At 69.3% G+C, this 25,339-nt stretch carries 22 protein-coding genes; 8 read left to right on the top strand and 14 right to left on the bottom strand.

Annotated elements, in window-relative coordinates:
* Nucleotides 1-16: 16 nt before the first annotated feature.
* From QHF89_RS01820 to QHF89_RS01790, 7 genes are all read right to left on the bottom strand, one after another.
* On the bottom strand, nucleotides 17-1,165 hold the full coding sequence (locus tag QHF89_RS01820) for a hypothetical protein (protein WP_284719909.1): 1,149 nt from the start codon (nucleotides 1,163-1,165) through the stop codon (nucleotides 17-19).
* Between the two features lie 11 nt (nucleotides 1,166-1,176).
* Entirely contained in the window at nucleotides 1,177-2,259 is a 1,083-nt protein-coding gene (locus QHF89_RS01815) for a hypothetical protein (protein WP_136965339.1), read from the bottom strand.
* A gap of 431 nt (nucleotides 2,260-2,690) precedes the next feature.
* Nucleotides 2,691-2,981, bottom strand: coding sequence for a hypothetical protein (locus tag QHF89_RS01810; protein ID WP_136965338.1), 291 nt, complete (start codon nucleotides 2,979-2,981; stop codon nucleotides 2,691-2,693).
* A 10-nt stretch (nucleotides 2,982-2,991) separates the two neighbouring features.
* On the bottom strand, nucleotides 2,992-3,669 hold the full coding sequence (locus QHF89_RS01805) for a hypothetical protein (RefSeq protein ID WP_136965337.1): 678 nt from the start codon (nucleotides 3,667-3,669) through the stop codon (nucleotides 2,992-2,994).
* Nucleotides 3,670-3,734: 65 nt separating this feature from the next.
* Nucleotides 3,735-4,178 (bottom strand): hypothetical protein, encoded by a 444-nt coding sequence (locus QHF89_RS01800; protein ID WP_136965336.1) that lies wholly within the window; start codon nucleotides 4,176-4,178, stop codon nucleotides 3,735-3,737.
* Nucleotides 4,179-4,217: 39 nt separating this feature from the next.
* The gene (locus tag QHF89_RS01795; protein ID WP_136965335.1) at nucleotides 4,218-4,844 is read right to left on the bottom strand and encodes a hypothetical protein; all 627 of its coding nucleotides are present in this window, start codon (nucleotides 4,842-4,844) and stop codon (nucleotides 4,218-4,220) included.
* 656 nt (nucleotides 4,845-5,500) lie between these two features.
* On the bottom strand, nucleotides 5,501-6,442 hold the full coding sequence (locus tag QHF89_RS01790; RefSeq protein ID WP_136965334.1) for a hypothetical protein: 942 nt from the start codon (nucleotides 6,440-6,442) through the stop codon (nucleotides 5,501-5,503).
* Between the two features lie 47 nt (nucleotides 6,443-6,489).
* Here QHF89_RS01790 and pfp point away from each other — a divergent pair, with 47 nt between their 5' ends.
* Together pfp and QHF89_RS01780 are read left to right on the top strand one after the other, a co-directional pair.
* Nucleotides 6,490-7,812: a diphosphate--fructose-6-phosphate 1-phosphotransferase gene (gene pfp, locus QHF89_RS01785; protein WP_136927476.1), complete on the top strand. Its 1,323-nt coding sequence runs from the start codon at nucleotides 6,490-6,492 to the stop codon at nucleotides 7,810-7,812.
* A gap of 11 nt (nucleotides 7,813-7,823) precedes the next feature.
* Nucleotides 7,824-8,288: a GNAT family N-acetyltransferase gene (locus QHF89_RS01780; protein WP_136965333.1), complete on the top strand. Its 465-nt coding sequence runs from the start codon at nucleotides 7,824-7,826 to the stop codon at nucleotides 8,286-8,288.
* A gap of 8 nt (nucleotides 8,289-8,296) precedes the next feature.
* On the opposite strand, the gene QHF89_RS01775 is transcribed toward QHF89_RS01780, so the two are convergent.
* From QHF89_RS01775 to QHF89_RS01760, 4 genes are all read right to left on the bottom strand, one after another.
* The gene (locus tag QHF89_RS01775) at nucleotides 8,297-9,910 is read right to left on the bottom strand and encodes a DUF4139 domain-containing protein (protein WP_284719907.1); all 1,614 of its coding nucleotides are present in this window, start codon (nucleotides 9,908-9,910) and stop codon (nucleotides 8,297-8,299) included.
* Complete coding sequence (locus QHF89_RS01770) at nucleotides 9,903-12,014, bottom strand: DUF4139 domain-containing protein (protein ID WP_136965331.1); 2,112 nt, start codon at nucleotides 12,012-12,014, stop codon at nucleotides 9,903-9,905. The genes QHF89_RS01775 and QHF89_RS01770 overlap by 8 nt, the downstream gene beginning before the upstream one ends.
* 68 nt (nucleotides 12,015-12,082) lie before the next feature.
* Nucleotides 12,083-13,885 carry a WD40 repeat domain-containing protein gene (locus QHF89_RS01765; RefSeq protein ID WP_136965330.1) on the bottom strand — a complete coding sequence of 601 codons (1,803 nt, stop codon included), beginning with the start codon at nucleotides 13,883-13,885 and terminating at the stop codon, nucleotides 12,083-12,085.
* A gap of 102 nt (nucleotides 13,886-13,987) precedes the next feature.
* Nucleotides 13,988-15,856 carry a MutS family DNA mismatch repair protein gene (locus tag QHF89_RS01760; protein WP_136965329.1) on the bottom strand — a complete coding sequence of 623 codons (1,869 nt, stop codon included), beginning with the start codon at nucleotides 15,854-15,856 and terminating at the stop codon, nucleotides 13,988-13,990.
* Between the two features lie 65 nt (nucleotides 15,857-15,921).
* Between QHF89_RS01760 and coaBC the strand changes: the two genes are divergently transcribed.
* Nucleotides 15,922-17,145, top strand: coding sequence for a bifunctional phosphopantothenoylcysteine decarboxylase/phosphopantothenate--cysteine ligase CoaBC (coaBC, locus tag QHF89_RS01755; RefSeq protein ID WP_284719906.1), 1,224 nt, complete (start codon nucleotides 15,922-15,924; stop codon nucleotides 17,143-17,145).
* Nucleotides 17,142-17,909 (top strand): CPBP family intramembrane glutamic endopeptidase, encoded by a 768-nt coding sequence (locus QHF89_RS01750; RefSeq protein WP_136965328.1) that lies wholly within the window; start codon nucleotides 17,142-17,144, stop codon nucleotides 17,907-17,909. The genes coaBC and QHF89_RS01750 overlap by 4 nt, the downstream gene beginning before the upstream one ends.
* Before the next feature lie 69 nt (nucleotides 17,910-17,978).
* Here the strand turns inward: QHF89_RS01750 and QHF89_RS01745 are convergent, their stop codons facing one another.
* Nucleotides 17,979-18,821: a hypothetical protein gene (locus tag QHF89_RS01745; protein ID WP_136965327.1), complete on the bottom strand. Its 843-nt coding sequence runs from the start codon at nucleotides 18,819-18,821 to the stop codon at nucleotides 17,979-17,981.
* Between the two features lie 187 nt (nucleotides 18,822-19,008).
* Entirely contained in the window at nucleotides 19,009-19,758 is a 750-nt protein-coding gene (locus QHF89_RS01740) for a YebC/PmpR family DNA-binding transcriptional regulator (RefSeq protein WP_136965326.1), read from the bottom strand.
* 275 nt (nucleotides 19,759-20,033) lie between these two features.
* On the opposite strand from QHF89_RS01740, the gene thrS reads away from it, so the two are divergent.
* The 4 genes from thrS to QHF89_RS01720 are packed head-to-tail and all read left to right on the top strand — an operon-like array spanning nucleotide 20,034 to nucleotide 24,958.
* The gene (thrS, locus tag QHF89_RS01735) at nucleotides 20,034-21,863 is read left to right on the top strand and encodes a threonine--tRNA ligase (RefSeq protein ID WP_136965325.1); all 1,830 of its coding nucleotides are present in this window, start codon (nucleotides 20,034-20,036) and stop codon (nucleotides 21,861-21,863) included.
* Between the two features lie 16 nt (nucleotides 21,864-21,879).
* Entirely contained in the window at nucleotides 21,880-23,232 is a 1,353-nt protein-coding gene (locus QHF89_RS01730) for a hypothetical protein (RefSeq protein WP_136965324.1), read from the top strand.
* On the top strand, nucleotides 23,229-24,587 hold the full coding sequence (locus QHF89_RS01725; protein ID WP_136965323.1) for a WD40/YVTN/BNR-like repeat-containing protein: 1,359 nt from the start codon (nucleotides 23,229-23,231) through the stop codon (nucleotides 24,585-24,587). Before QHF89_RS01730 ends, QHF89_RS01725 begins: the two co-directional genes overlap by 4 nt.
* Complete coding sequence (locus QHF89_RS01720) at nucleotides 24,584-24,958, top strand: zf-TFIIB domain-containing protein (protein ID WP_136927488.1); 375 nt, start codon at nucleotides 24,584-24,586, stop codon at nucleotides 24,956-24,958. Before QHF89_RS01725 ends, QHF89_RS01720 begins: the two co-directional genes overlap by 4 nt.
* Nucleotides 24,959-24,973: 15 nt before the next feature.
* Here QHF89_RS01720 and QHF89_RS01715 read toward each other — a convergent pair whose 3' ends face one another.
* Complete coding sequence (locus tag QHF89_RS01715; protein WP_136965322.1) at nucleotides 24,974-25,336, bottom strand: hypothetical protein; 363 nt, start codon at nucleotides 25,334-25,336, stop codon at nucleotides 24,974-24,976.
* Nucleotides 25,337-25,339 lie beyond the last annotated feature (3 nt).

Here is a 25,339-nt window from a genome sequence, read left to right as displayed (position 1 = left end):
TCCCTCCCGAGAATCGTCAGGGCTCGCAACAAAAGGTGACGGGACCCGTCGGCGTGGCCGTCCCCTCCGGACCGCCCCCGCTCGCAGCACACGCGCCAGGGTCGTACATGAAGTCGGTCACGCGCTTGCTCCCGAGGGCTCGGTCCTCGGGGCTCATGTCGACACATGCCCCTTCTTCCGAGGAGATCGACGTGCCGAGGAGGAACACGCCGCACGCGTCGTCCTTGAATACGGTCGCCGTTGCCGTGCACGAGCTGCCCTCGACGGGCCCGCAGGAGCAAGCTGCGCACGTCCTCGTGTCCACCTTGTTTCGGTAGAAGAGGTGGCGCTCCGAATAACCCGTGGTCGGGCAGACGACGTCGCCCTCGGCGGCGACGCAATAATGGAAGCCGGGCGCGGCCTTCGGGACGCACATCTCGTCCATCTCGCACCCGGCCCAGGCCATGCCGGTGAGCCCTTCGCATGCGATGGCGACCTCCTCCCAAGAGGTGGCGGGGATCGGCAAGGTCGACGGGGGCGTCGGTGCGCAGCTCTCGCCGAGCTTCTGGACGGGTCCGATCGCAATGGACTGGATGCACGGCGCGCCCTCGCAGTCGAGGTCCGCCGGGACGGCGTTCTCCGCCGTGCAGGCGCCGTCCCACGCGTCGGGCGGGGCGAAGGAGGTCTCGACGGAACCCGCCGCGAGATCGCAGATGGCCGCCTGCGCGACGAACGTGCTTGGCGGCGCGCAGGCGCCCGTCGATGCGCCGCACGTGCAGTCGGGGCACGCGAGCGGTGGAACGACGAGGCCCGCATATCGGACGAACTGCGGCAGCATGCCGCTCGCGCAAGCAGCAGGGTTTTGCGCGGGGCCGAACCACACATGGTGCGGATCGGTGAATGAGTAATCCGTCGGGCGGAGCGGGACGCATTCGCCCTCGCATGGTGGACCTGCGTCGTCCGCGCCGGCCTCCTCTTCTTCTCCGTCGTCGGGCTGCGTGGCGCCGTCTCCTTCCTGGGAGGTCCCCGCATCGCCCGGGCCGGCGTCCGCGTCGGCACAAGGGATGTGGCGGCCTTCGTTATCGGTACACCAAGGGACCTCCCAGGTGACGCCGTCCGTGTAACACGCGCCAAGCAGAGCGGCGGCAGCGAGCGTGATGAAATACGCGACGTTGGTCACGCGCATGTTCGACTCTCCTATTGCACATCAATGAGAACAACAATTCCTGCATGAACGAAGACCGGAGCGAGCGGCTGGTGTACGCGCGTATCGCCGTTCTGCAGCTTCACCGTGAGCGGATTGCCACCCACGGCGAACAGGGCCTCCACAAAGGGCCGGAGCCGGAGCCGCTCGGTGACCTTGAAGTTGTATGCGAACCGCGGCCCGAGCGACACCGCCAGGGCATCACTCTCTACATATGTTGCGCCCTCGCCCAGGTACGCGGCGCGACCGACGCTGATGGGCGCGCACGCCGCGAAGCTCCAGGACGTCTCCAGGCACGGAACGACCAACCCGGAGAGCAGAAGGGTTTGCTCGGGGTCGATGTTCTCCTGCACGAGGGACGCAAGGACGCGAACCTCACCCCCAAGGGAGAAGCGGGACCAGGTCACCGACACCGCGGCGGACCCGCCAAACCCGATCCTGGGCAAACCGTACGGCGCGAACAGTCCCGCCGCGCCAAGTTCCCACTTTGGCCCTTGACTCTCCGTCGGGTTTGTCGGAGGGGCGGGGACCGTCGTCACCTCATAGAACGGATCCGGCGTGCGTCGACGAAGCGGGCCGTCATCGTCGTAGGCGATGAAGGATCGCAGCGAGGGGGACGGGGCCGAGAGCCCGACCTCGATCTGCGGGCGCAAAAGCAGCCACTCCGGCGCCGGCTGCTTCTGCAGCTCCCACCGCCCGAGGTTCAGCGCGATCGCGTAGGCCGCGTCCTGCACGAGCTCGCGGCAATCGAGCGGCGTCGGGATGACGGCGTTCCAACGCTCGGCGCCGTGCTCGTCCAAAGCAGAGACGTGCGCCTCGATCTCGCGGCCTTTGCGCTTCAGCTCGACGCGCACGAGGGCGCGCGCGTCGTCCCGGACAACCGGAAAACCGAACCCCGACGCGAGCCACATGATGAAGTCATCGCGGCCCATGCAGCCGCGGATCGTGCGGGGCGGGGTATAGTCGAACCGGAACGCCACGCGGTTCGGCTCATCGCCTGCGAGCGCTCTCGCAGGCGCGAGGATGAGGAGGAGGGAAAGGCAAAGGAGCGGGACGAGTGCTGCGGCGCGCGGCATGATGGGGATAGCATACTGCAACCTGCGCCGGAAAAGACGAGGCTGACGCGAGCGTCTTGGTGCTACTCGGGTCAGGAGCGCACGCCCAGCGTCAGCCTCCGCGGACAACCCTACCCGTGACAAACCGAGTTGTCAAGCGCCGCGACAAACTTTTCGGACGGTTCCGGGACGAACGGGCGGTAGGGGATCACTTGCCGGCGAAGCGGAAGAGCCAGGCGAGCGTCGCGGGGGGGGGTGGTCCACCCGTGGCCCGGGCCCGCCCATGGGAAACGTCATGGGGGGTTCCCGGTTTCGCTCGGAGGAGACGCCGGCTTCAGCTCTGCGGCTCGCTCCGTGAACGTCGGACCCTTCAACGGCATAGCCGGCAGCGCGCCGAACGACTTGTCGTTCGTCTTCGTCGCCATTGGTCTTGTTCGTGACGTTTGGACAGATCATTCGTTCGACGAATTGGTGACAGCGGCCAGCCGCTCTCTGGCCCTATTGGCTGCAATATCCCCCCAGGTATCCTCATCTGCTTCGAGTCCTGGATATTCTTCCAGCACAGGGTTCACGAGATTGTCGAGTATCGCCGTCATGCTCCTTGCGACTGCCAATCGTAGGGCCTTGCTGCTGGCCTCCGACAATAGGGGGGCGACCTCGACCACGACCGAATTTAGAGCATCCATTGCCTCGATGCTGGCATCGCGTACGACTCGTGCAGCTTCCACCGTGTCTAATTTCATAGCCTTACTCCTAAAATGAACACCCTTCTGCCTCCATGCACTCTCGCATGCATCGCCTGAACCGACCGCCACCTGGGGCCGGCAAGCCTGGCGACCCCGAGCAGTGCGCGATACATTTCTCCTTTACCTCGTGGCACCGCTTATCATCGTCATCATCCTTTGGCCGCGTGTCATCCTTCAACGACACAACCGCGACCACGACGAGGACCGCGACCGCCACCACGATTATCGTCCCGCCCGACCCGACGACCACCGGGATCAACCGTATCACCTGAGGCAGCGCCCACGTGTTCGCCAGCGTGCCTCGTGTAGGCAAGAGGCCGCCGCGCGAGACCAGCTCGTCAGGGTCCGGCGAGAACCCCGCGTCCACCATCCTCCGCAGCGCTTCCCTCATGCACTGCTGGACGCCGGTATCGTCGAGCCGCGGGCCCTTGGGCCTCACCTCCGTGACGTGGTCGCCCGTCATCTCGACCGCGAACTCGATCTCGTACGCGTTGTGCCGAAGCCGCTGGCCCCCCTCTTTGACGCAAGCTTGAAGCGCCTGGACCGTCCTCGGAGGGAGCGCGAGCCCGCTGCCCTGCCTGGGCGCGGCGGCGTGCTCGTCGCTCGCCCCGCATCCGATCGGCACCATGGCCACCGCCATGCACGTCGCGACCAAGGTCGCCCCTGCGAGCCGCCGCTTCCCCATGCGTCCACCTCCTCGCCCTCGACACACGTCATGGGGGGTTCCCCGCAAGGCTCCGTGCATTGCCATCACTTCTCGTCGACGTGTGCAGACAATACGCACGCCATTGCCTCGGCGACATGAGCGAGCACTTCATGGGTCCTGCTACGGTACGCCGCAGCCTCTGCCTTGTCGCAATTCTCGCGCACGAAGCCTGCCATCGTCTCGATCTGTTCGTAGAGTCGGTTCAGCGACGCGAGCAAATCGTCCTGGCTCTCCTTCGTGAGCCTCATCCGCGGTCGCTCGACAAGCTCCATCGGCTTGAAATCCGGCGGCGCGAGCTCGGGGTGCTCGCTCTGGATCGGCGCAATGATTTCGGTAAAAAGGTGGCCCATGATCCTCGCGCCGAGGCGACGATACATCTTGAACGTCTCCTCGTCGCATGTTCCCATGATTCGCTTCATCGACTCGTTTGCATCGCGCGTGCAATCCGTCGATATCGCAAGCAGGTGCTCGGCAATCTCCTTGTCCATTGGTTCTCCCTCTGTCTCGTGCCAATGACCTGGGCAGGGTTACCGGAACATCTTCCAACAGTCCTTCGCCTCCAGACATTTCCGCAGGCAATCATGGTATGGCATCCCGTCCGGCTCTCCAGACGGCATGAAGTCGTCGGTGCAGTCGTCGATGCATTGTGCCTTCACCTTCTTGCACCGTTCCCTCTCAGCTTCCTCGTCGGTTTTATCCTTCAACGACACGGCCGCGACCACGACGAGAACCGCGACTGCGACCACGATCATCGTCCCGCCCGACCCGACGACCACCGGGATCAACCGTATCACCTGAGGCAGCGCCCACGTGTTCGCCAGCAGGCCTCGTGTAGGCAAGAGGCCACCGCGCGAGACCAGCTCGTCAGGGTCCGGCGAGAACCCCGCGTCCACCATCCTCCGCAGCGCTTCCCTCATGCACTGCTGGACGCCGGTATCGTCGAGCCGCGGGCCCTTGGGCCTCACCTCCGTGACGTGGTCGCCCGTCATCTCGACCGCGAACTCGATCTCGTACGCGTTGTGCCGAAGCCGCTGGCCCCCCTCTTCGACGCACGCTTGAAGCGCCCGGACCGTCATCGGAGGGAGCGCGAGCCCGCCGCCCTGCCTGGGCGCGGCGGCGTACTCGTCGCTCGCCCCGCATCCGATCGGCACCATGGCCACCGCCATGTACATCGCGACCAAGGTCGCCCCTGCGAACCGCTGCCCCCTCATGACCCCGCCTCCTCGGCCTCGACGCAGGTGGGGAAGGCTACGAGTGCCGAAACGCCTCCGTCAACCGTTCGCCCGGCATTTTCCCGGCGTTTCCCGCGCCCACATGCCGACATCCGCCTGGGAGCATGCCGGCATCCGCCTGGGAGCATGCCGTCGTCCGCCGAGCGCATGCCGACATCCGCCGAGCGCATGCCGTCGTCCGCCTGGGAGCATGCCGACATCCGCCAGGAGCATGCCGGCATCCCCCTGGGAGCATGCCGTCGTCCGCCGAGCGATGCCGACATCCGCCGAGCGCATGCCGCCATCCGCCGGGAGCATGCCGGCATCCCCCTGGGAGCATGCCGGCATCCGCCTGGGAGCATGCCGTCGTCCGCCGAGCGCATGCCGACATCCGCCAGGAGCATGCCGTCATCCGCCAGGAGCATGCCGACATCCGCCGAGCGCATGCCGTCGTCCGCCGAGCGCATGCCGACATCCGCCAGGAGCATGCCGTCATCCGCCAGGAGCATGCCGGCATCCGCCGAGCACATGCCGTCATCCCCCTGGGAGCATGCCGGCATCCGCCGAGCGCATGCCGTCGTCGCCGCGGCTGTCCTCGCCTAGCGCGGCATCAACGTATCCGCGAGCGTCAGCAGCCGATCGATCTCGGCCTGCGTGAGGTGCAGGTCGCTCTTCACCTGCGCGCCCTCGGCGCGGAACACGACGGGCGCGAAGAGACGAACCTTCACGATGCCGAGGTTCAGCGAGGTCGCCCGATCGATCGAGGCCGTGAGCGCCGCCGCGTCCGCGCCCGCCTGCACCGGGTCGGCGCTCTCGCCCGTGCTCGACACGTCGACGCCGCCGTCCGCGGCGAGGCGCAAGCGCGCTTCGGCCGAACGGATCGTCGACGGCACGGGCGGCGCGTGCGAGCCCGCGAGGCTCCGCGAAGGGTCCGTGGCGGTGGCGACGACGGCCTCGGGCCCGAGGGGATCCGGAAAACCGCCCGTGCCCTCGAAACGCGCCGCCTGCAGGGCGAGCGACTCCGGCAAGACCGCGAGGAAGCCCTCTTCGACGAGCGCGACGACGCGGGTTTGGCCGCGCACCGTCACGCGCGCCGAGGGCACGCTCGTAGTCGTGAGCCACTCGCCGCGCGGCTGGCTGCGAGCGATCATCATGTTGAGACCCTGGCGCGCACGCTGCTCGTCGAGCTTGTGCTGCACGATGGCCACCACGAGATCACTCTGCGTGACGCCGGTGGAGGCGACGTAGGCCGCGGCGACGTCGTTGATCGCGTCGATGCCCGTGCCTTCGAGCATGCTCCGGAGCGGGTTCATCACGCGCAAGCGCATCTCGAGCGGGTGGCCTTTCAGCCGCTCGGGCCAGACCATCACGCCGACGCGGGCGCCCACGATCACGCGCGCGATCTCCGCGGCGTTTTTCGGCCTGGGCGCGGGCGGCGTGGCCGCCTCGGGCGTCTGATCTTGCGACGCGCAGCCGGCTGTCGCGAGCGGCGACGCGACGAGCGCGAACAAGAGGACGACCGAACCAAAGCGCCTCGTCACCCGTCCAGATTAGCGAAAGCCCTCCGGGGATGCTAGGGGCCGAAGTCATGAGCCTCGGTCCGAAGAAGGTCGGTATCCTCGTCGGCGGCGGGCCCGCGCCGGGCATCAACGCGGTCATCGGCGCGGCCACGATCCGCGCGGTCCTCTCCGGCTACGACGTGATCGGGATCCAGGACGGGTTCCAGTGGATCATGAAGGGCGATCTGGAGCACGCCCGCCCGCTGTCCATCGACGACGTGAGCCGCATCCATTTCCGCGGCGGCTCGTACCTCGGGATCGCACGCGCGAACCCCACGAAGTCGAAGGAGCTGCTCGAAGAGACGGTCCTGTCCTTGTTGCGGCTCGAAGTGGACAAGCTCATCACGATCGGCGGCGACGACACGGCGTTCTCGGCGTCGCAGATCGCGCTCCAGTCGAAGGGGCGGCTGCGCGTGGTGCACGTGCCGAAGACGATCGACAACGACCTCGATCTGCCGGGGCAAGCCGACACGTTCGGCTTCCAGACGGCGCGCCACATCGGCGTCGAGCTCGTCGAAAACCTGATGGTCGACGCGAAGACCACGCACCGCTGGTACTTCGTGGTCGCGATGGGTCGCAAGGCCGGGCACCTCGCGCTCGGCATCGGCAAGGCCGCGGGCGCGACGCTCACGCTGATCCCCGAGGAGTTCCCGCAAGAGGGGCACGTCCGGCTGAAGACCGTGGTGGACCTGCTCGCGGCCGCGATCGTGAAGCGCCTCGCGACAGGGCGTGCGGACGGCGTGGCCATGATCGCCGAGGGGCTCGTCGAGCGCATGGAGGAGCACGACCTCGAAGGGCTCGCGGGCGTGGAGCGCGACGCGCACGGGCACGTACGGATCGCGGAGATCGCGTTCGCCGACATCCTGAAGGCCGAGGTGCAGAAGCGGCTGCGTCAGTTCGGGGTCAAAGCGACGATCATCCCGAAGAACATCGGCTACGAGCTGCGCTGCGCCGATCCGATCCCATACGACATGGAGTATGCGCGGGACCTCGGGTATTGCGCGGCGAAGTACCTCGCGGAGGGCGGCACGGGCGCGCTCGTGGCGATGGTGCAGGGCTCGTTCCAGGCCGTGCCGTTCGACACGATCATGGACCCGCGGACGGGACGCATGCGCGTGCGGATGGTGGACATCGCGAGCGACCGCTACATGATCGCGCGGAGATACATGCTGCGGCTGCGCAAGGACGACTTCGACGATTCGAGCCAGCTCGCCCGGTTCGCGAACGTGCTCGACATCTCGATCGAGGATTTTCAGAAGGAGTTCGGTTACCTCGTGGAGCACGAGCCGATCCCCCGCACGTTTTACCCCGACGAACGGCAAAAGCCTTCGATCGCGCCGCCGGGGAAGTGAGGCAAGCGCCGATGGAGCCCGTGTCGATTCGACTCGCGCACGCAGGGGACGTGGAGGCGCTCGCGCAAAACCACCGCGCAATGGCGCTCGAGACCGAAGGAAAGACCCTCGATCGGGAGACGACAATCCAGGGCACGCGCGCGGTGATCGAGGATGCGGCGAAGGGGTTTTACCTCGTGGCCGAGCGCGAGGGCGTGACGGTCGGGCAGCTCCTCGTCACGTTCGAGTGGAGCGATTGGCGAAACGGGATGTTCTGGTGGATCCAGTCGGTCTTCGTCGCCGAGGGCGCGCGGCGCACGGGGGTCTACCGGGCGCTGCACGATCACGTGCTCGGCAAGGCGCGGGCTGACAAGGGCGTCTGCGGCGTGCGGCTCTACGTGGACAAGGAGAATCATCGCGCGCAAGCGACGTACGCGGCGATGGGGATGCACGCCGCGCATTACGACGTATACGAGATTGATTTCGTGCTCGGCTGAGCGCGACGTCAGAACGCGGGCAACATGACGCGCGCGCCGGCGCGCAGCTCGAACGTGTACACGAGCGTGCGCGTCGCGTGCGCGCCGACGTCGATCGTCGCGCGCAGGAAGCCGTCCTTGTCCAGGGAGAAGCCGCCCGCCTCGCCGAGGTGGATCTCGACGTCCTCGATCTCGCTGACCGGGATCCGCTCGGTGACGACGACCTTCCGCGCCTTGTTCGACAGGTTCGAGAGGTACAACGTGACCTTGCGTTCGATACGTTGCGCGCCGGTGATCGCTTGCGTGTCGCGCTTCTCGTCCTCGCTGCGGCGCACGCGGATCGCGTCGTCCGGGCCAAAGCCGAGCTCAAAAGGCTCGCCCTTGCCCACGAAATCGAGGCGCGCGCGGCCGACGAGGCTCGCCCCACGCGCGAGGCGCACCGGGCCCGCGAGCAGCGGCCCCGCGCCTTCGAGCGTGGCCGTGGCGCGAAGGTGCGCGGCGGGCGAACGAACGGCGACGACCCCACGGGCAAGCTCGGCCTTCACGGTCACGCGGCCGATCTCCACGCGGCAAGGGCGGCCATTCGAGGGGAACGAGGCGCGCTCCTTGCCGGTGTAGGTGATCGGCTCGCCGCCGTCGTCGACGCCGGGCATCTCGGAGGCAGCGCGATCGCCGCGATCGAGGCCCGCGAGCTGGATCGATTGCTCGCGCGCGGCGACGACGATGTTGCGGCGCTCTTCGTCGGCCTTCTTGCGGCTCGCGAGCACGTCGTCGGCGAGCAGCGGCGGCGAGGCCGCGCGCGTGGGCCGGGCCGTGGAGAAGCGCAGATCGACGTCGTCCCATTGCTCGCCCGTGCGTTGCCACGCGGTCGCGTACGTGACGATCTCGACCGTACCCGCGGTCGCCTCGGGCCCGTCCGAGGCGAGGCGCGCGAGGTGCTCGGGGCGCCAGAGCGCGCAGGGCAGGCGGTAGGTGACCTCGACCTCGACCTCGCCGGCCTCGGCCGCGTCGATCTCGACCTCGATCACGGCGTCGTACCGGGGTTTTTCCGCGCGTCCTTCGGCGAGGCGCGTCTCGGCGCGGCGACGATCGAGCTCGGCCTGGGCGCGCTCTTCGCGGAGGCGGGCGACCTCGTCGAGGGATGCCTTCGCCGCGCCGTCGATCGCGCGCCATCCGTCGCGGTACGCGCCCGCGACGTCCGGATCCGACGCCTTGCGCGGGCCGAGCGAGGCGCTCTTCACCCATTGCGTGGCGAGCTCGTAATGGTGCTGCAAACCGCGCTGCGAGCGCTCGATCGCGCGGTCGGCCGCGGCCACGCGATCCCGCGCCGCGCGCGCCTCGCGTTCGAGCACCTCGATCTCCTCACGCCCGAGCGCCCGCTCCTCGTGCGCGCGCCGGAGCACGCGGGCCGAGAGCACACGCGCCTCGCCTTTCGTGACCTTCGCTTGCACCGTGCCGTCGTCGACGAGGAGCGAGACGCCGGCGAGGGCCTCCCAGCGCGCGCCTTTCGAGGCATGGAAGGAGGCGCGGCGCACGACCTCGGCGCGGTCCTCGAAGAGCGTGACGCGCGCGGGACGGCTCGGATGAGCGCGATCCTGCGAAGGCTCGTCCGAACGAACCTGCTCCACCACGGGCTCACTCACGGCGGTTTCCTCCGACGATCTCGCTCTTGGCAGGCAACTTGATGCGATAGGCGTAGGTGATCTTCGACTTGCCGCCCGCGGGCACCTCGACCCGGAAGCGACGGCCGCCGCGCACGGGCGCGCCGATGTCCGCTTGCTCGTAGACCTCGGGCTCGGGCTCGGCGGAGGTGAGCTTCACCGTGACGTCCTTGTCGTCGGTGACGGGGATCCGCTCGAGGACCTCGACGTGGATGGGCACGCCGAGCGACGAGGTGAGGTCCACCGTGACGTGGTGATCGACGACGGTGGATCCGCCGAGCAAGCCGGCCGAGCTCTCCTCGATGCGGGCGTTTCGCGCGATGCGCACGCGCTCCTCGACGCCGAGGCCGACCTGCACGTAGCCGCCGCGATCGACGGCCGCGATCTCCGCAGTCGTGACGAGCGCGCCTTCGAGGAAGACGTCGACGGGGCCAGCGCAGAGCGGCGCGCCGAGGGGATTTTCGATGCGGGCCTCGCGGTAGACCTCGGTCGATTCGCGCGGGACGGCGCGGAAGCGCGGGCTCGCCGGGCCCTCGCCGACCTTGACGTGCACGCGGTGCGGGCGGCCGTTCGAGGGGACGTCGCCGCGGCCTTCGGCGTCGTAGCGGTGATCGAAGCGTCCGCGGGAGACGAGGGGATCCTGCGTGCGCGCGGGGCTCGGCAGGTGCTCGATGCGCTCGCGCGCGGAGCTCGCCTCGCGGCGGGAGGCGTCGTCGGGGATGCGGCCGAGGCGGCCGCGGCGCGGTTTGTCGTCAACGGGGGCGAGCACGAGGGCGTCGAATTCGAGCCAGCTATCGTCGGGCTCGGGGGGCGGCAGCGGCGCGCTTTCGTCGTAGGCGCCGCCTCTCGTTTCTTCGAGGGAATCCCCGGAGCCGCCATACCCGCCGAGCGTCGCCGCGAGAGAATACAAGACCTCTCCCTCCTCCCTCGCCGCCGCCGCCTTTTTGGCCGGCGCAGGCGCCGACCGCGCGGGCATGGGCATGGCGGCCCTTGGCATGGCCGCCGCGGGCGCAGGCATATCCATCGGCGGACCAAACCCCCCCGGCGGAGACGGCGCGGCGGCGGATTGCGGCTGCGGCACCACGCCGGCCCGGGGAGGCGCCGCCACACCGGGGCGCGCAGGACGCGGCGGAGGAGGCGGTGCAGGGATGTTCTCCACGGCGCGCGGCAGCTTCGCCATGGCCGCGTCGTACGATTCGAACATCGCGTCGAGCCCCGGCGGCGGCGGGCGATACCCACGCTTCGCCGGGGGCTGCGCCCGGCCGAACCGGAGCGATTGAAGCTCGGGCAAACGCGCGTCGTGCACGAGGTCGGCCGTCGAGAGGGAGAGCTCGACGTCCTTCCAGTCCTCGCCCGAGTCCTGCACGACGAGCGCGTCGAGCTCGAGCCGCACGCGCGTCGCATTCTTCGTGAGCCACGCCTTGTACGTCGGCCACCAGCGCGCGGCGAGGACGACATACTCGATTTCGAGCGCCTCGATCGCGCCTTGCCCCGCGCCGAGGCGCACGTGGCAAGCGAGGGTCGGTCGGGACGAGCCCGCGCGCTCCTCGGCGCTCGCCTGCGATTCGGCAAGGCGCGCGGCGTCGATTGCGCGCTGGACGCGTTCGAGCGAGGCCTCGGTCTCCGCGAGGCGCGCGTCGAGCACGGCGAGCTCCTCCTGGGCGAGGCGCGAGGTCGCGAGGGCGTCCTCGATCCGCGTCCGGGGATTCGTCTGCCGGAGGCGTCGATCCATGCCGAGGTCGAAAGACAACCCGGCGAGCAAGTTGCGGCGGCCCGTGACGTGCGTGCGCGTGTCGTTCAGCGCGTCGCGCTCGGCTTCGAGGGCGCGCAGGCGTTCGCGCGCCGAGCCCGTCTTGGCAGGCCCTTCGGGGACGACGAACCGCGCGCCGACGGAGACGACCTCGCGTGCGCCCGTGGCGAGCGCGCGAAAGCTCGACGGCTCGGAGAGCGGCGTCACGCCGGGGACGACGAGCTCGCACGGCTCGCTCGGGAGCGCGGTCGGGAGCGTGACGACCCGGGTGACAAGGGCGCCGCGCGCGTGGACCACGACGCGGCGGATGTGGCTGCCGAGGGCGAGCGAGGTCATGGGCGAGGAGAGGATACGCGAAATCGATGAACGATTGCCCGCAAATTCTCCGCGTCGAAATCCCGGGCTCAGGGCGCGAGGCGCGTCACGAACACGTCGTGCTCGCCCTGGCTCACGAGCGGCGCGACCGGGGCGTCGAATTCGATCGTCCCGGCAAACCCGCCCGCGAGGAGCGTCCTCGACTCCGGCAAGGCCGCGACGCCAAAGGCATGTTGCGCCTGGTCGTCGCCGTCCGTCCTCGCCCAGAGGAGCGCGCCGTCGACGCTCCCGTATTTCGCGACGAACACGTCGGAGGCCCCCGCCGAGGGGACCGCGCCGGCGCCAAAATCGATGGCGCCGTCGAAGCTGCCGGTCACGACGACGTTGCCCGCCGCGTCGAACGCGACGGCCGTGCCGATCTGATCACCGCCGGTCGTGTCGCCGAGCTTTTTTCCGAAACGGAGCGCGCCGTCGGGCTCGAAGACGAGGAGGAATGCGTCCACCGACGTCATGCTGGTGAGCGTCGTGCCAGCGACCGTGATCGATCCGGCGAACATCCCCGTCACCGCGATTTCGTCCGAGGGGCCGACCGCGACCGCGTAGGCGCGCTGCTGGGACGCGTCGTCGCCGATCTTGACGCTCCATTTCGAGTTCGTATTGATGCCCGAGAGCCGCGCCACGAAGGCGTCGCCGCCACCCGCCGATTGCAGGACGCCGCTGCCGAGATCGAGCGAGCCGTCGAATTCACCCGCCACGACGACATCGGCGCTGGCCGTGAACGCCACGCCGTAGGCCGCCTGCGGGGCGGCGTCGCCGAACACGCGGCTCCAGATGTGGTTGCCGTCCGCGTCGAGGATGGCCACGAATCCGTCGGCGCCGCTCGCCGTGTGGTCGCCGCCGCCGAAATTGACGACGCCCGACGCCTCGCCCGCGACCGCGATCCACCCATCCGGCCCGGCCGCAACGGCGTTCACGCTCTGGACCTGGTCGTCGCCGAACGCCCGCGCCCACCGCACGGCGCCGCCCGCGTTCACCGCGACGACGAAGGAATCGACGTCGCTCGCCGCGCTCGTGAGGATCTTGCCATTGCCGAAATTCATCGAGCCCTGGAATTCCCCCGCGGCGAGGATGTCCCCGGACCCGGCCGCGACCGCGACGCCACGCGCCAGCGCCTTGCCATCCATGGCAGGGACCTCCAGGCTCCACATCGAGGTGAGGTTCGGAAGGCGCCGATCCACATAAAACGAGCCGGCACTCACGGTCCGGAATGTCACGTTGCCGTCGACCACGCCGGCCGTCGCGTGGACGAGTCCATTCGTCGCGACGCCGAACGCCACGTCCGAGAGCGGGCCGCCACGAGAGAGGCCGAGATCGGTGGTCCCCGTGCATCCGGGCGCGATGCCATCGCAATCGTCGTCGGCCTCGGTCGCGCAATCCTCGGGGAGAGGTGTAATGGCGGGGAGGCAGGGCCCAAAGGAGAGGCCGTCGGGCGTGCACGTGCGGACGCCGCCCGCACATACACCGGGCTGCCCCGTCTCGCACGGAAGCGTGTCGCCGGGCGCGCAGAGGCACTCGTCGTCCCCGAGGGCTTTGCCGTCGCAATCCTCGTCCCCGGGCGCGAAGCAATCTTCCTTTTGGGGGACGACCTCGCCCAAGCACGCGCCGAACGTGCGATCGATACGACAAACGTGCGTGCCGGACTTGCAGGCCCCGACGCCGGCCGTGCCGAGCGGGCCCGAGTAGCAGGGCGCCGAGACGCCGACGGTGCAGGGCGCGTCAGGATCGAACGAGCCGTACACGTCGAGCGCGCAGGCCGAAGGGAGCGCGGAAGCGAAGAGCGAGACGAGCCCCACGGCGGCGAGGCGCAGGTAGGTTCGTCTTCGTCGGACCATGGCGAGGCTCCTCGGGGCGAGGCCCCAGAGACCGAGCGAGGAAAAGCGAACGTCGATTCTACGGAACGTGGGGCCCGCAGATCAACATCGCGGCGAATCTCGTCACGCCTCGGGGAGCGCGACGTTGATCCCCACGAGCCGCATGAGCCGGAGCGCGTTCGTGGTGGAGACGACGCCGGGCCGGAGCACGTAATCGAACGTCATCTTCCCCTCCTCGACGTGCTCCTCGAAATGCACGTTCACGACGCGGCCGCCCGTCTGCTCTTCGAGGTCCGCGAGCGCGAGGTCGTGCGAGGTGACGGCGCCGATCGCGCCCTTGTCGAGGAGGTGGACGACGACGGCGCGCGCGCCGATGTGGCGCTCGCGCGAGTTCGTTCCGTGGAGGACCTCGTCGAGGAGGAAAAAGACAGGCTCGTCGCAATCCGCCGCGTCGACCACGGACTTGAGCTTCTCGAGCTCGGCATAAAAATGCGAGACGCCCTCCTCGAGCGAGTCGCTGATCCGCATGCTCGTGCGCACCGAGAGCGGCGTCATGCGGAGCTTCTTCGCGCACACGGGCGCCCCCGCCTGCGCGAGCACGGCCGCGAGGCCCATCGAGCGGAGCCACGTGCTCTTGCCGCTCATGTTCGAGCCCGTGACGAGCATCCCGCGCCCCGGCCCGTCGATCGAAAGGTCATTCTCCCGGCGCGAGCGCGTCGGGATCAGCGGATGGCCGAGCCGCTCGGCCACGAAGCACGGCGGGCCCTCCTCGACGACGGGAAACGTGAACGTCGGATGCTCGTACGCAAGCGCGCCGAGGCTCGCGAGCGCCTCGATCTCGCCGAGGGACTTGAACCAGCCGCGCACGTGGCGCCCCGCGCGCAGGCGGAAACGCTCGAGCGCGGCGATGCAGAAGACGTCCCAAAGCAAGAAGACGTTCGCGAGCATGTGCACGAGCCCCGAGTGGCGGAGCTCGACGAAACCGAGGACACGCTCGAACGTGGCGAGCTCGCGGCACGCCGAGGCGCCGTCGTCGCCGCCGAGCAGCGCCGCGCGGAGCTCGACGAGGCGCGGCGCGCGCAGCGGCTCGGCCTCGATGCGCGCGAAGAGGTCGCGGTATCGGCCAAACGGTGCCTCCTTCGACGCGGCCTGCGCGAGCACGGGCTGGATCTTCGCGCTGATGAGGAAAAGGACGACGACCTGGAGGACGAACGGGACGAGGTACGCCCGGCGGAGCAGCGGCGGGAGCGCGCTCCCGAGCCCCTGCGAGAGCGCAAAGAGGCCCACGGTGAGCGGCACGAGGACGAACGCCGCGCGCACGAGCGTCCGCGCAAAACCGCCACGGAGCACGGGCTCGGCCTCGGCCCATGTGACGAGAGGCTCGGTGGGGCGGCCGCGCGTGCCCGCGGAGGCGCCGATCGTGGCGAGGTCTTCCCGGAACGCAGGCATGCCCGCGAGCTCGCGCACGGCCTCCTGTCGGGCCGCGATCTCGGCGGGCGAGGCGCGCTCGCCGAGCCAGCGCGCGAGGGTCGTGGTGCCGGGCGTGGTGCGCGTCTCGTCGAGGAGGCGGAAGATCGAGGCGGATCCGAAGACGTCGAGGTCGACCGCATACGGATGGCGCGGCTCGGCCGCGGGCCCGTGCGGGAGCGCGTCGGGCAATTTGCCGGCGAGGCGAGCGAGCGAGCGATCCACGATCCCGAGCCGCGTCTGCACCTCGGACTCACGCGTGACGAGCGCGCCGTGCACGGCCACGACGGCGATGAACACGACCCAGCCGAGCGCGACGAGCACCCAGCCGAGCGTCGGGAGCGAACGGAAAAATCCGTATCCGAGCGAGCCGAGGGCCACGAGGAAGAGGAGCCCGCGGAGGCCCGAGAGGCGCGCGGAGCGGCGCGCGAGCTCGTCCGCCTCGGCCGCGAGCGTGTCCCGGCGCGCGCGCTGCGCGGCGTGAGGATCGGCGGATGTCGAAGAGGTTTCAGGCGCGTCGGACACGGCCGGAGCCTACCGCGGCGGGGGGCATGTACGCTCGCCCCATTTCGTGCAACCTTTCCGGCCCCGTGATCGCCGCTCTCCCCTCGTCCGTCCCCCCGACGATCGTGCTCGCCGTGAGCGGCAGCATCGCCGCCTACAAGGCCGTGGAGGTGGCGCGGCTGCTGAAGAAGGCCGGAGCGCGGGTCGTCCCGATGATGACCCGTTCGGCGCGCGAATTCGTGGGACCTCAAACGCTCGCCGGCATCACGGGCGAGCCGGTGCACGAGGAGATGTTCGATCCGGGCTACCCCGGAGAGAAACACGTCGAGCTCGGGCGCGCCGCGGATCTCGTGTTGATCGTGCCGGCGACGGCGGATCTCCTGGCGCGGCTCGCCGCGGGCCGCGCGGATGATCTGCTGACCGCGCTCGTGCTCTGCGCGCGCGGGCCCGTGCTCGCGGCGCCCGCGATGCACCCGCGCATGTGGGCGCACCCGGCGACGATGCGGAACGTGGCGACGCTCGCGGCCGATGGGCGCGTGTCGCTGATCGGTCCGATCGAGGGCGAGGTGGCCTCGGGCGAACGAGGCATGGGGCGAATGGCCGATCCCGAGGAGATCACGCACGCGGCGCTCGCGGCCGTGGAGACGCGGGATCTCGTGGGGATCCGGATCGTGGTGACGGCGGGGCCGACGGTCGAGGACCTCGATCCGGTGCGCTTCCTCGGCAACCGATCGACGGGGAAGATGGGCTTCGCGATCGCGGAGCGCGCGGCGTCGCGAGGCGCGTCGGTGACGCTCGTTTCGGGGCCGGTGGCGCTCGCGACGCCGCGGGGCGTGACGCGGGTCGACGTGCGGAGTGCGCTCGCGATGAAGGAGGCGCTCTGGGAGGTGATGGGCGCCGATCTCGGGCGCGCGGACGCGCTGATCATGTCGGCCGCGGTCGCCGACTACCGGCCCGCCGAGCAAAGCACGACGAAGCGGAAGCGCTCGGCGGAGCCGCTCGAGATCAAGCTCGTCCCGAATCCGGATCTGCTCGCCGAGGTGGGCGCGGCGCGGACGGGGGCGCGGCCGGTGCTCGTGGGCTTCGCCGTGGAGACGGCCGACGACGCGGGGATCGTGGGGTACGCGCGCGGAAAACTCCAGGCGAAGCGCGTGGACATGGTGGTGGCGAACCACGCGCAGGACTCGTTCGGCCGCGAGGACAACCGGGCGACGATCGTGACCTCGCACGGCGCAGAGGCGTTCGGGGTCCTGTCGAAGCGTGATCTCGCGGATCACATCCTCGATCGCGTGGCGCAGAGGTGCCGGTGAGCGAGGCCTCGGACGACGAAACCCCGGACGACGAAACCCCGGACGAGGACGTCGACACAAGCGAAGACGTCGAAGCCGAGCCCACGTCGAAGCGCGAGGCTCTCCTCATCGCGGGCGGCGTGACCGTGGCGAGCGGGCTCGCCGTGGGGTTTGCGTTCTCGGACGAGCACGCGGGCACGCCGTGGATGCTCGGCTCACTCGTGATCGTGTACGCGGCGCTCGCGGCGTTCACGGTGTGGCGCCTGCGCGCGCGGGGCGAGCTCGACGAGCAGCTCCGGCCGCGCGGCGGGGATCTGACCGTGGGCGCGATCGTGGCAGCGGTGCTGTACGGCGTGGCGACGGGCGTGCACCTGCTCGTGACGTCGCCGCCGTCGCCGCGGGCCGCGTGGATCATGCACGTCTACGCCACGCTCGGGGATCCGTCGGCGGAGGGGCGTCACCTGCTCGGGGGCGTGGTCTTCGTGGTGGCGGCGCTGGAGGAGCTCGTCTGGCGGGGCCTCGTGCAGCGCGTGCTGCTCGCGCCGTTCGGGTGGCTGCGCGCGTGGCTCCTGCAGGCGGCGCTGTTTGGCGTGGCGCACCTGCCGACGATGTTCCTGCTCGGCGATACGCGCGTGGGGCCGAACCCGCTGCTCGTCGCGGCCGGCGTCGCCTATTCGCTCGTGTGGGGGCGGCTCGCGATGCGGATGGATCGCTTGCCGCCGGCCCTCTTCGCGCACGCGCTCTTCACGTGGGGCGTGTTCGAGTTCCCGATCTGGAGCCCTTGAGCCCGAAATGGCGAAGCGCCCGCGGACAGCCCGCGAGCGCCTCGACTCCGCCTCGATCGCGCGAGCGGATCAGCCGTTCTTGCGATTGCGACGCCGCGAGGCCGAGATGCCCATCGCCGCGAGGCCGAGCGCGATGCCCGTCATGGCGAAGGGCGACTCGGCTTGTCCCGGCGACGCCGAGCAGCCGAGCCCGCTGGCCTCGCCCGAGCCCGCGCAATCCGCGCCGCCGAGCGTGATCGTGCACTCGCCCTGCGCCTGGGCCGAAACGTCGACCTGGAGGCCCTGCTCGAGGAGGGCGCTGATGCAGCCCTTCACGTCGGAGGCGAACACGTACTGATCGTTGCAGAAGAGCGCGCCCGTGGGCTCCTGGCACTGCACCCTGCAGCCGCCTTCGAGCTTCGCGTAGCAGGTGAGGTCGCAGTCCATGTTGATGTTCGCCGTGCACGCGCCCGTGCAGCACGTGTCGCAGTGCTCGATGCAGTTGCTCGGCTGCACCTGGCACTGGCTGCGGCAGCGGCTGGTGCAGCTCGCCTTCGCGTCCGTCACGCAATCACGCTGCGGGTAGTTCGCCTGGCAATCCGCGATGAACGGCTGCTCGCATTCGTCGTGGCAGCCCTGGATGCAATCGAGCTTCGAGGGGTCGCACTCCGCGATGCAGCTCTCGCCGCAGTTGTTGGTGCACGACGCCGACGCCGACACGGTGCATCCACCCTCGCAGCCGGCGGTAAACCGGATCGACGTGCAGTCGGCTTCGCAGCCGCCCTCGACGCGGATCTCGCAGCCGAGGCCGTTCTTGTTGAAATCGAATTTCCCGCACTCGGGAGGGGTCGTGATGGCGAGCGCCTGGGACGAGGCGAGGAGCAACGCCGGGAACGCGAGGACCGAAAGCACGAGCTTGCCAAAGTCAGCCATGGGGTCTCCTTCCGATGCGAAGGCAGAGGGTATCAGGGACCGTCTTGATCGAGGCCCACGCGATCACGTGGGCGGCCTCGTAAGACGGTCCTTCCCCAGGCTCGTTGCAGCGCTCGTCCGAGTCCGAATGTTGCTCCACACGCAGAAGGGGCCTTCCGACGCGGAAGATCCCCTCCTTCTGTGTGCCTTAACCCGCGATGCGGGCGAGCTCTTCTTCGGAGACGTCGAAGTCAGCGTAGACGTTCTGCGTGTCGTCGTGATCGTCGAGCGTGTCGAAGAGGTTCAAGCAGAGCTCGGCGTCACGCCCCTCGACCTGCTTCTTGTTCTTCGGGACGTACGCAGGGCCGCTCGACTTCACCGCGATCTTCGCGTCCTCGAGCGCCTTCACGACGGGGTCCGTGAGCTCGACGCTGCACGTCACCTGCCACTCCTCGCCCTGGTCGGTGTAGTCGTCGGCGCCCGCGCCCACGGCGATCTCCATGAGCTGGTCCTCGGTCGCCGCTTCCTTCGCGAGCGTGATGAGGCCCTTGCGATCGAAGGCCCACGCCGCCGAGCCGCCCGAGCTCATCTGGCCGTTGTGCTTCTCGAAGATCTTGCGGACCTCGGCGACGGTGCGGTTCTTGTTGTCCGTCATCACGTCGACGATGAAGAGCGTGCCGCCGGGGCCCGTGCCCTCGTAGACGATCTCCTCGTAGTTCACGCCCTCGATCTCGCCGGTGCCGCGCTGGATCGCCCGCTTGATCGTGTCGGCGGGCATCGCCTGGCTGCGCGCATCCGTGACCGCCTTCCGCAGGCGCGGGTTGCCGTCGACGTTGCCCCCGCCCATGCGCGACGCGACGGTGATCTCCTTGATCAGCTTCGTGAAGAGCTTGCCGCGCTTCGCGTCGAGCGCGCCCTTCTTGCGCTTGATCGTGGCCCATTTGGAGTGGCCGCTCATGCCTTCACTACTCCTCGAAAGTGTGCGCCCCGGGCGCACCGCGCCGCAAAGCGCGCGGAAGGTAGCGAGGTGGCCCCTCGGAGGCAACCTCGGCCTGCGCTCCCCCGGGCGTTTTTCCGACCCGGAGGCGGCCAGCGCGGGCGGACCTCGCTTGCTTTCGGGGCCGCGGTGGCGCACGTTCTGCGCCCCAAACCAAGAGCTTTGTGCTGGCCGGGGCCTCGACCGAGAGGGCTCGGCCGGTGGACAGGGCCGAGCCCAACCGAGAGATCCGAGTCATGCCCGTCATCGAAGAGAAACCCCAGGACGAGAAGCTGTTTCGCATCCGCCACTCGCTCGCTCACGTCATGGCGCAGGCGGTCCAGACGCTCTACCCGGGGACGAAGCTCGGGTTCGGCCCGGCCATCGACGACGGCTTCTACTACGACTTCATCCTGCCGAAGACGTTGAGCGACACGGAGCTGCCCGCCATCGAGGCGAAGATGCGCGACATCATCGCGGCGGCGCAGACCTTCTCGCACGAGGACCTGCCCCTCGACGCGGCCCTCACGCGCATCGAGGGCCAGATGGGCGAGCCCTTCAAGGCCGCGTACGCGCGGGAGCTCGCGGACAAGAAGGGCCACCGCGAAATTAGTTTCTACACAAACGGTGGCTTCGTCGACATGTGCGAAGGGCCGCACGTTTCGAGCACGAGCGACATCCCGGCGGACGCCTTCAAGCTGCACGCGCTGGCGGGCGCGTACTGGCGCGGCGACGAGCGCAACGCGATGATGACGCGGATCTACGGCTACGCGTTCAACACGAAGGCGGAGCTCGACGAGTACGTCGCGGCCGTGGAGCAGGCCAAGCAGCGGGACCACCGCAAGCTCGGGCAAGAGCTTCGCATCTACGCGATCCGCGACGAGATCGGCAAGGGCCTGCCGCTCTGGCTGCCGAACGGCGCGGCGATCCGGCACGAGCTCGAGAAGCTCGCGCACGAGATGGAGTTCCGCGCGGGCTACAAGAAGGTCGCGACGCCGCACATCACGAAGCGCGGCCTCTACGAGACCTCGGGGCACATCCCGCTCTACGAGGACGGCATGTACCCGCCGATGGTCCTCGAAGAGGAGGGGCGCGGCGCGGGCGGGCCCGAGGAGTCGTACTACCTCAAGCCGATGAACTGCCCGCACCACCACATGGTGTTCGCCTCGGAGAAGCACTCGTACCGCGATCTGCCGCTGCGCTACACCGAGTACGGCTCGGTCTACCGCTTCGAGCGCGCGGGCGCGCTCCAGGGCCTCACCCGCGTGCGCGGCATGGCGATGAACGACGCGCACATCTACGTGACGCCCGAGCAGCTCAAGGAGGAGTTCCAGGCCGTCATGAAGCTCCACGAGCGGTACTACGCGCTGTTCGGATTGACGAACTACTTCATGCGTCTGTCGCTCTGGGACCCGGCGGATCCGAAGCGCGGAGCGAAGTACGTCGACGATCCGGAGAACTGGGCGCTCTCGGAGCGGCTCGTGACCGAGGCGCTGGAGGAGATGGGGGCGAACTACAAGCTCTCGCCCGGCGAGGCGGCGTTTTACGGGCCAAAGGTGGATTTCCAGTTCATCACGGTGACGGGCCGCGAGTTCACGCTCTCCACGAACCAGCTCGATTTCGCGGTCCCGGCGCGCTTCGGGCTCGCGTACACGGACAAGGACGGCAAGGAGAAGACGCCGTACTGCATCCACCGCGCGCCGATGGGCACGCACGAGCGCTTCATCGCGTTCCTCATCGAGCACTTCGGCGGCGCGTTCCCGACGTGGCTCGCGCCGGTGCAGGTCGTGGTCATCCCCGTGAGCGACAAGTTCCTCGCGTACGGCAAGAAGATCGAGGCGCTCCTCCGCGAGGACCTCGTGCGCGTGGAGCTCGACACGAGCTCGGCCACGATGGGCAAGAAGATCCAGGAGGGCGCGACGCGGAAGGTGCCGATCCTGCTCGTCGTCGGCGGCAAGGAAGAGACGGAGCAGACGGTGACCGTGCGCAGGTACGGCATCAAGGAGCAGAAGGCGATGCCGCTCGCGGGCTTCGTCGAGATGCTGTCGCAGGAGATCAAAGAGCGGCGGCACGTGAAGTCGTGGTAATTTCCGGGGGGACTCGATGATCCCCCCGGCGCGCCTCGTTTCGTTCGTTCGAGAGGCGCCCTTCCTCGCGTTCGTCCTGCTCGCGCCCGTCCCCGGGTGTGTCCTCCTCACCGACGTCGACGAACGTCGAATCCCCAAAGATCACGCGTCGTCCGCTTCGTCGTCCGGAAGCTCGTCCGCGTCCGGAAGCTCGTCCGCGTCGACCGGCGCGGGCGGCGCGGGCGGGCAAGGCGGCGCGGGCGGCGCGTTTTCGTGCACGAGCGACGCCGATTGTCCGGGGCTCGCCTCCGCGTGTGGCGAGCCGCGATGCTTCGAGGATGGTCGCTGCGGCTTCGACAACCAGCCGATCGGGGCGCCCTGCGACGAGGGCGGGGCTGCGTGTGACGGCAAGGGTCATTGCGTGGAGTGCACGGCCGGCGTGCACTGCGCGAGCGGCAAGTGTGGGCCCGATCGAACGTGCATCCCGGCGACGTGCAGCGACACGATCGAGAACGGCGACGAGACGGACATCGATTGCGGCGGGTCGTGCGTCGCGAATTGCGGGCCGGGCGCAGGGTGCGTCGCACATGACGATTGCGTGGGCGGGCTCTGCGAGGCGGGCACGTGCGCGCCGACGTGCAAAGACGGAGCGACGAACGGCGAGGAGACGGGCGCGGATTGCGGCGGGCCGACGTGCCCCGCGTGTCCGCTCGGCGTGACCTGCGAGATCGACGCGGATTGCGTTTCGGGGTTCTGCGAGGCCGGCGTCTGCGCGGCGATCCCGACCTGCTCGGACGGCGTGAAGAACGGGTCCGAGACGGACGTCGATTGCGGCGGGTCGGACTGCGTGAAATGCGGCGTGGGCGGCGCTTGCGAGGGCGGGATCGATTGCGACACCGCGTCGTGCGTGGCCGGGGTGTGCGCGGGCCCCTCGTGTGCGGACGGCGTGCAGAATGGGAACGAGGCGGGGATCGATTGCGGCGTGGTTTGTCCGACCGGATGCGCCCCGGGCGCGCCGTGCACGAACGGGCTCGATTGCGCGAGCAAGATCTGCGAGGGCCCGGCGGGCAGCGCCGTCTGCTCGACGCCCTCCTGCTTCGACGGCGAGCACAACGGCGACGAGACGAGCTACGACTGCGGCGGCTCGTGCGACGTGAAATGCCCGCCGTTCTACCCGTGCCTCGTCCACGCGGATTGCAAAGGCGGCGAGTGTGATCCCGTGAAGCTCACGTGCACGCCGACCTGCGCCGACGGCTACCAGAACGCCGGCGAGACGGACCCGGATTGCGGCGGCCCGTGCCCCAAGAAGTGCCCCGAGGGCGGCCATTGCAACACGAGCATCGACTGCGTCCCGAATTTGAATTGCTTCCAGGGGCATTGTTTGCCATGAGGCGCCTCGGAGGCCTCGCCGTCCTCGCCGCGACGCTCGCCTTGCCTGCGGGCCCGGCGCTCGCGAATGGTCGATTTCCTTCGGCCGGGCACGTCGAGGTCGATCCGATGGATCCGGCGCACGTGGTCTTGCGGGCGACGTACGGGCTCGTCGTGAGCACGGACGGGGGCGCGCGCTGGTCGTGGGTGTGCGAGGAGGCGATGTCGTTCGCGGGGATCTGGGACCCGCCGATCGGCATCACCGCGGGCGGCGCGCTGCTCGTGGGGTTGCCCGATGGGCTCACGGTCTCGACGCCCGACGGCTGCGGATTTTCGCGGGTAGGCGCGCTCGAAGGAAAGCTCGTCATCGATCTCGCGGTGGACAAGAAAAACCCAGCCCGCGCCGTGGTGCTCACGTCCACGCCGCTCGGCGCGAGCTTTGATACGCGGCTCTTCTGGACCGAGGACGGCGGCGCGTCGTTCACGGACGCGGAGGCCGGTTTCCCGGACAATCTGCGCGGATTGACGGTCGATCTCACGCCGGAGCCTTCGATCGTCTACGTGAGCGGCGTGCTCGGCGGATCGATGCCGATGGGCGTCGTGCTTCGGTCCACGGACGGCGGAAAGACCCACGAAATCACGCCGGTGCCCGGGAGCGACGACACGCGCGGCCCCTTCATCGGCGCGGTGGATCCGGCGGACGCGGACCGGGTGTACGTGCGGCTCGACGGCGCCCCGGGGAGGTTGCTCCATTCGGCGGACGGCGCGAAGACGTGGGAGGAGCTTTTCGTCGGGGAAGGAGCGCTCTTGGGGTTTTCCCTGTCGCCCGACGGCAGCGCGCTCGTCGTGGGCGGCGAAAAGGACGGCATCTGGCGCTCGCCGGCGCCGGAATGGGCTTTCGAGCAGGTGTCTCGATTGCACGCGCGGTGTTTGCGCTGGGCGGAGCCGGGTGTGTACGCATGCACCGAGGAGGCGCTCGACGGCTTCTCCGTGGGTTTGTCCGTGACCGCGGGCTCGACGTTCGGCGTGGCCTCGCGCCTCGCCGATCTCTGCGGGCCGCTCCCCTGCCCCGCAGGCAGCACGACGCGCTCGTCTTGTGAGCCGCGCTGGCCGATGTTGCAGACGATGCTGAATCCGGTGTCCTGTGACGGCGCAGGCGGCGCAGGCGGCGCAGGGCCGGTGGACGCTGGCGTGCCGCCCGGGGAAATCCCGGGAAAGGAGCCGCCGGGCGATTGTGCCTGTGGCCTCGCGCGGGGGGTCCCGGGCGGCGAGGCGGGCGCTTTTTGGGCGGCCCTCGCCGCCTTCGGGCTCATCGGGGCGCGTCGCGCGCACCCCAAAGGATTTCGCTCGGGCGAGCCGAGAGGAAGGCGACCGTGAACTGTCCCAAATGCAAAGCGGTGATGGAGATCGTGGTGTTCGAGGACGTCGAGGTCGATCGCTGCACGGGCTGCAAAGGTCTCTGGTTCGACAGCCGCGAGAACGAGCGGCTCAAATCGATGCGTGGCTCGGAGATCATCGACTCGGGAGATCCGAAGACCGGGCGGAAAAACAACACGATCCCGTACGTGCGCTGTCCACGCGACGGAAACCCGCTCGTGCGAATGGTGGACCCGGCGCAGACGCACCTCTGGTACGAGACGTGCTCGACCTGCGGCGGCGCATATTTCGATGCGGGCGAGTTCCGCGATTACAAGAACCTCACGGTGCTCGATTTCATCAAGGATCTGTTCGCGAAGCCGCGGGCTTGAGCCGCTGCGGGCGCCTCAGCGGTTGCGCCGCCAGCCGTCGGGATCGTCGGAGGGCGGAGGGGGCGGCGGCGGTGGGCGAACGACGGCTCGACCCGCGTCCGCGGCGCCGATATCCGCGGGCGCGGCGTCCACGCGTGGCGACAGCTCGGGCAAGGGTGGCGGGTCGACCGGCGGGGCCCCGACGAGGAAGGGGCTCGGAGGCGGCGGGGCCTCACGCGCCCGGTTCTCCGGCCGCGGCGGCTCGGGCCGAGCGAGGGGCGCGGCGCTCGCCGTGGCATTCTCGGCGGATTCGACCTCGACCGGAGGTTCCTCCGCGTTCTTGCAGGCCGCGCCCGCGAGGGATAAACCGATCGCCGCGCCGAGAATCATCCTTCGCATGGC

The organism is Polyangium sorediatum, from assembly GCF_029946465.1.
Lineage (GTDB): Bacteria > Myxococcota_A > Polyangia > Polyangiales > Polyangiaceae > Polyangium > Polyangium fumosum.
This window is presented reverse-complemented; position numbering and strand designations above follow the sequence as displayed.

What these genes read in the sequence shown, in the direction of transcription:
- QHF89_RS01820 (WP_284719909.1), bottom strand. Translation starts at nt 1,165, where the DNA reads ATGCGCGTGACCAACGTCGCGTATTTCATCACGCTCGCTGCCGCCGCT.
- QHF89_RS01815 (WP_136965339.1), bottom strand. Translation starts at nt 2,259, where the DNA reads ATGCCGCGCGCCGCAGCACTCGTCCCGCTCCTTTGCCTTTCCCTCCTC.
- QHF89_RS01810 (WP_136965338.1), bottom strand. Translation starts at nt 2,981, where the DNA reads ATGAAATTAGACACGGTGGAAGCTGCACGAGTCGTACGCGATGCCAGC.
- QHF89_RS01805 (WP_136965337.1), bottom strand. Translation starts at nt 3,669, where the DNA reads ATGGGGAAGCGGCGGCTCGCAGGGGCGACCTTGGTCGCGACGTGCATG.
- QHF89_RS01800 (WP_136965336.1), bottom strand. Translation starts at nt 4,178, where the DNA reads ATGGACAAGGAGATTGCCGAGCACCTGCTTGCGATATCGACGGATTGC.
- QHF89_RS01795 (WP_136965335.1), bottom strand. Translation starts at nt 4,844, where the DNA reads ATGGTGCCGATCGGATGCGGGGCGAGCGACGAGTACGCCGCCGCGCCC.
- pfp (WP_136927476.1), top strand. Translation starts at nt 6,490, where the DNA reads ATGAGCCTCGGTCCGAAGAAGGTCGGTATCCTCGTCGGCGGCGGGCCC.
- QHF89_RS01780 (WP_136965333.1), top strand. Translation starts at nt 7,824, where the DNA reads ATGGAGCCCGTGTCGATTCGACTCGCGCACGCAGGGGACGTGGAGGCG.
- QHF89_RS01770 (WP_136965331.1), bottom strand. Translation starts at nt 12,014, where the DNA reads ATGACCTCGCTCGCCCTCGGCAGCCACATCCGCCGCGTCGTGGTCCAC.
- QHF89_RS01765 (WP_136965330.1), bottom strand. Translation starts at nt 13,885, where the DNA reads ATGGTCCGACGAAGACGAACCTACCTGCGCCTCGCCGCCGTGGGGCTC.
- QHF89_RS01745 (WP_136965327.1), bottom strand. Translation starts at nt 18,821, where the DNA reads ATGGCTGACTTTGGCAAGCTCGTGCTTTCGGTCCTCGCGTTCCCGGCG.
- QHF89_RS01740 (WP_136965326.1), bottom strand. Translation starts at nt 19,758, where the DNA reads ATGAGCGGCCACTCCAAATGGGCCACGATCAAGCGCAAGAAGGGCGCG.
- thrS (WP_136965325.1), top strand. Translation starts at nt 20,034, where the DNA reads ATGCCCGTCATCGAAGAGAAACCCCAGGACGAGAAGCTGTTTCGCATC.
- QHF89_RS01730 (WP_136965324.1), top strand. Translation starts at nt 21,880, where the DNA reads ATGATCCCCCCGGCGCGCCTCGTTTCGTTCGTTCGAGAGGCGCCCTTC.
- QHF89_RS01725 (WP_136965323.1), top strand. Translation starts at nt 23,229, where the DNA reads ATGAGGCGCCTCGGAGGCCTCGCCGTCCTCGCCGCGACGCTCGCCTTG.
- QHF89_RS01715 (WP_136965322.1), bottom strand. Translation starts at nt 25,336, where the DNA reads ATGCGAAGGATGATTCTCGGCGCGGCGATCGGTTTATCCCTCGCGGGC.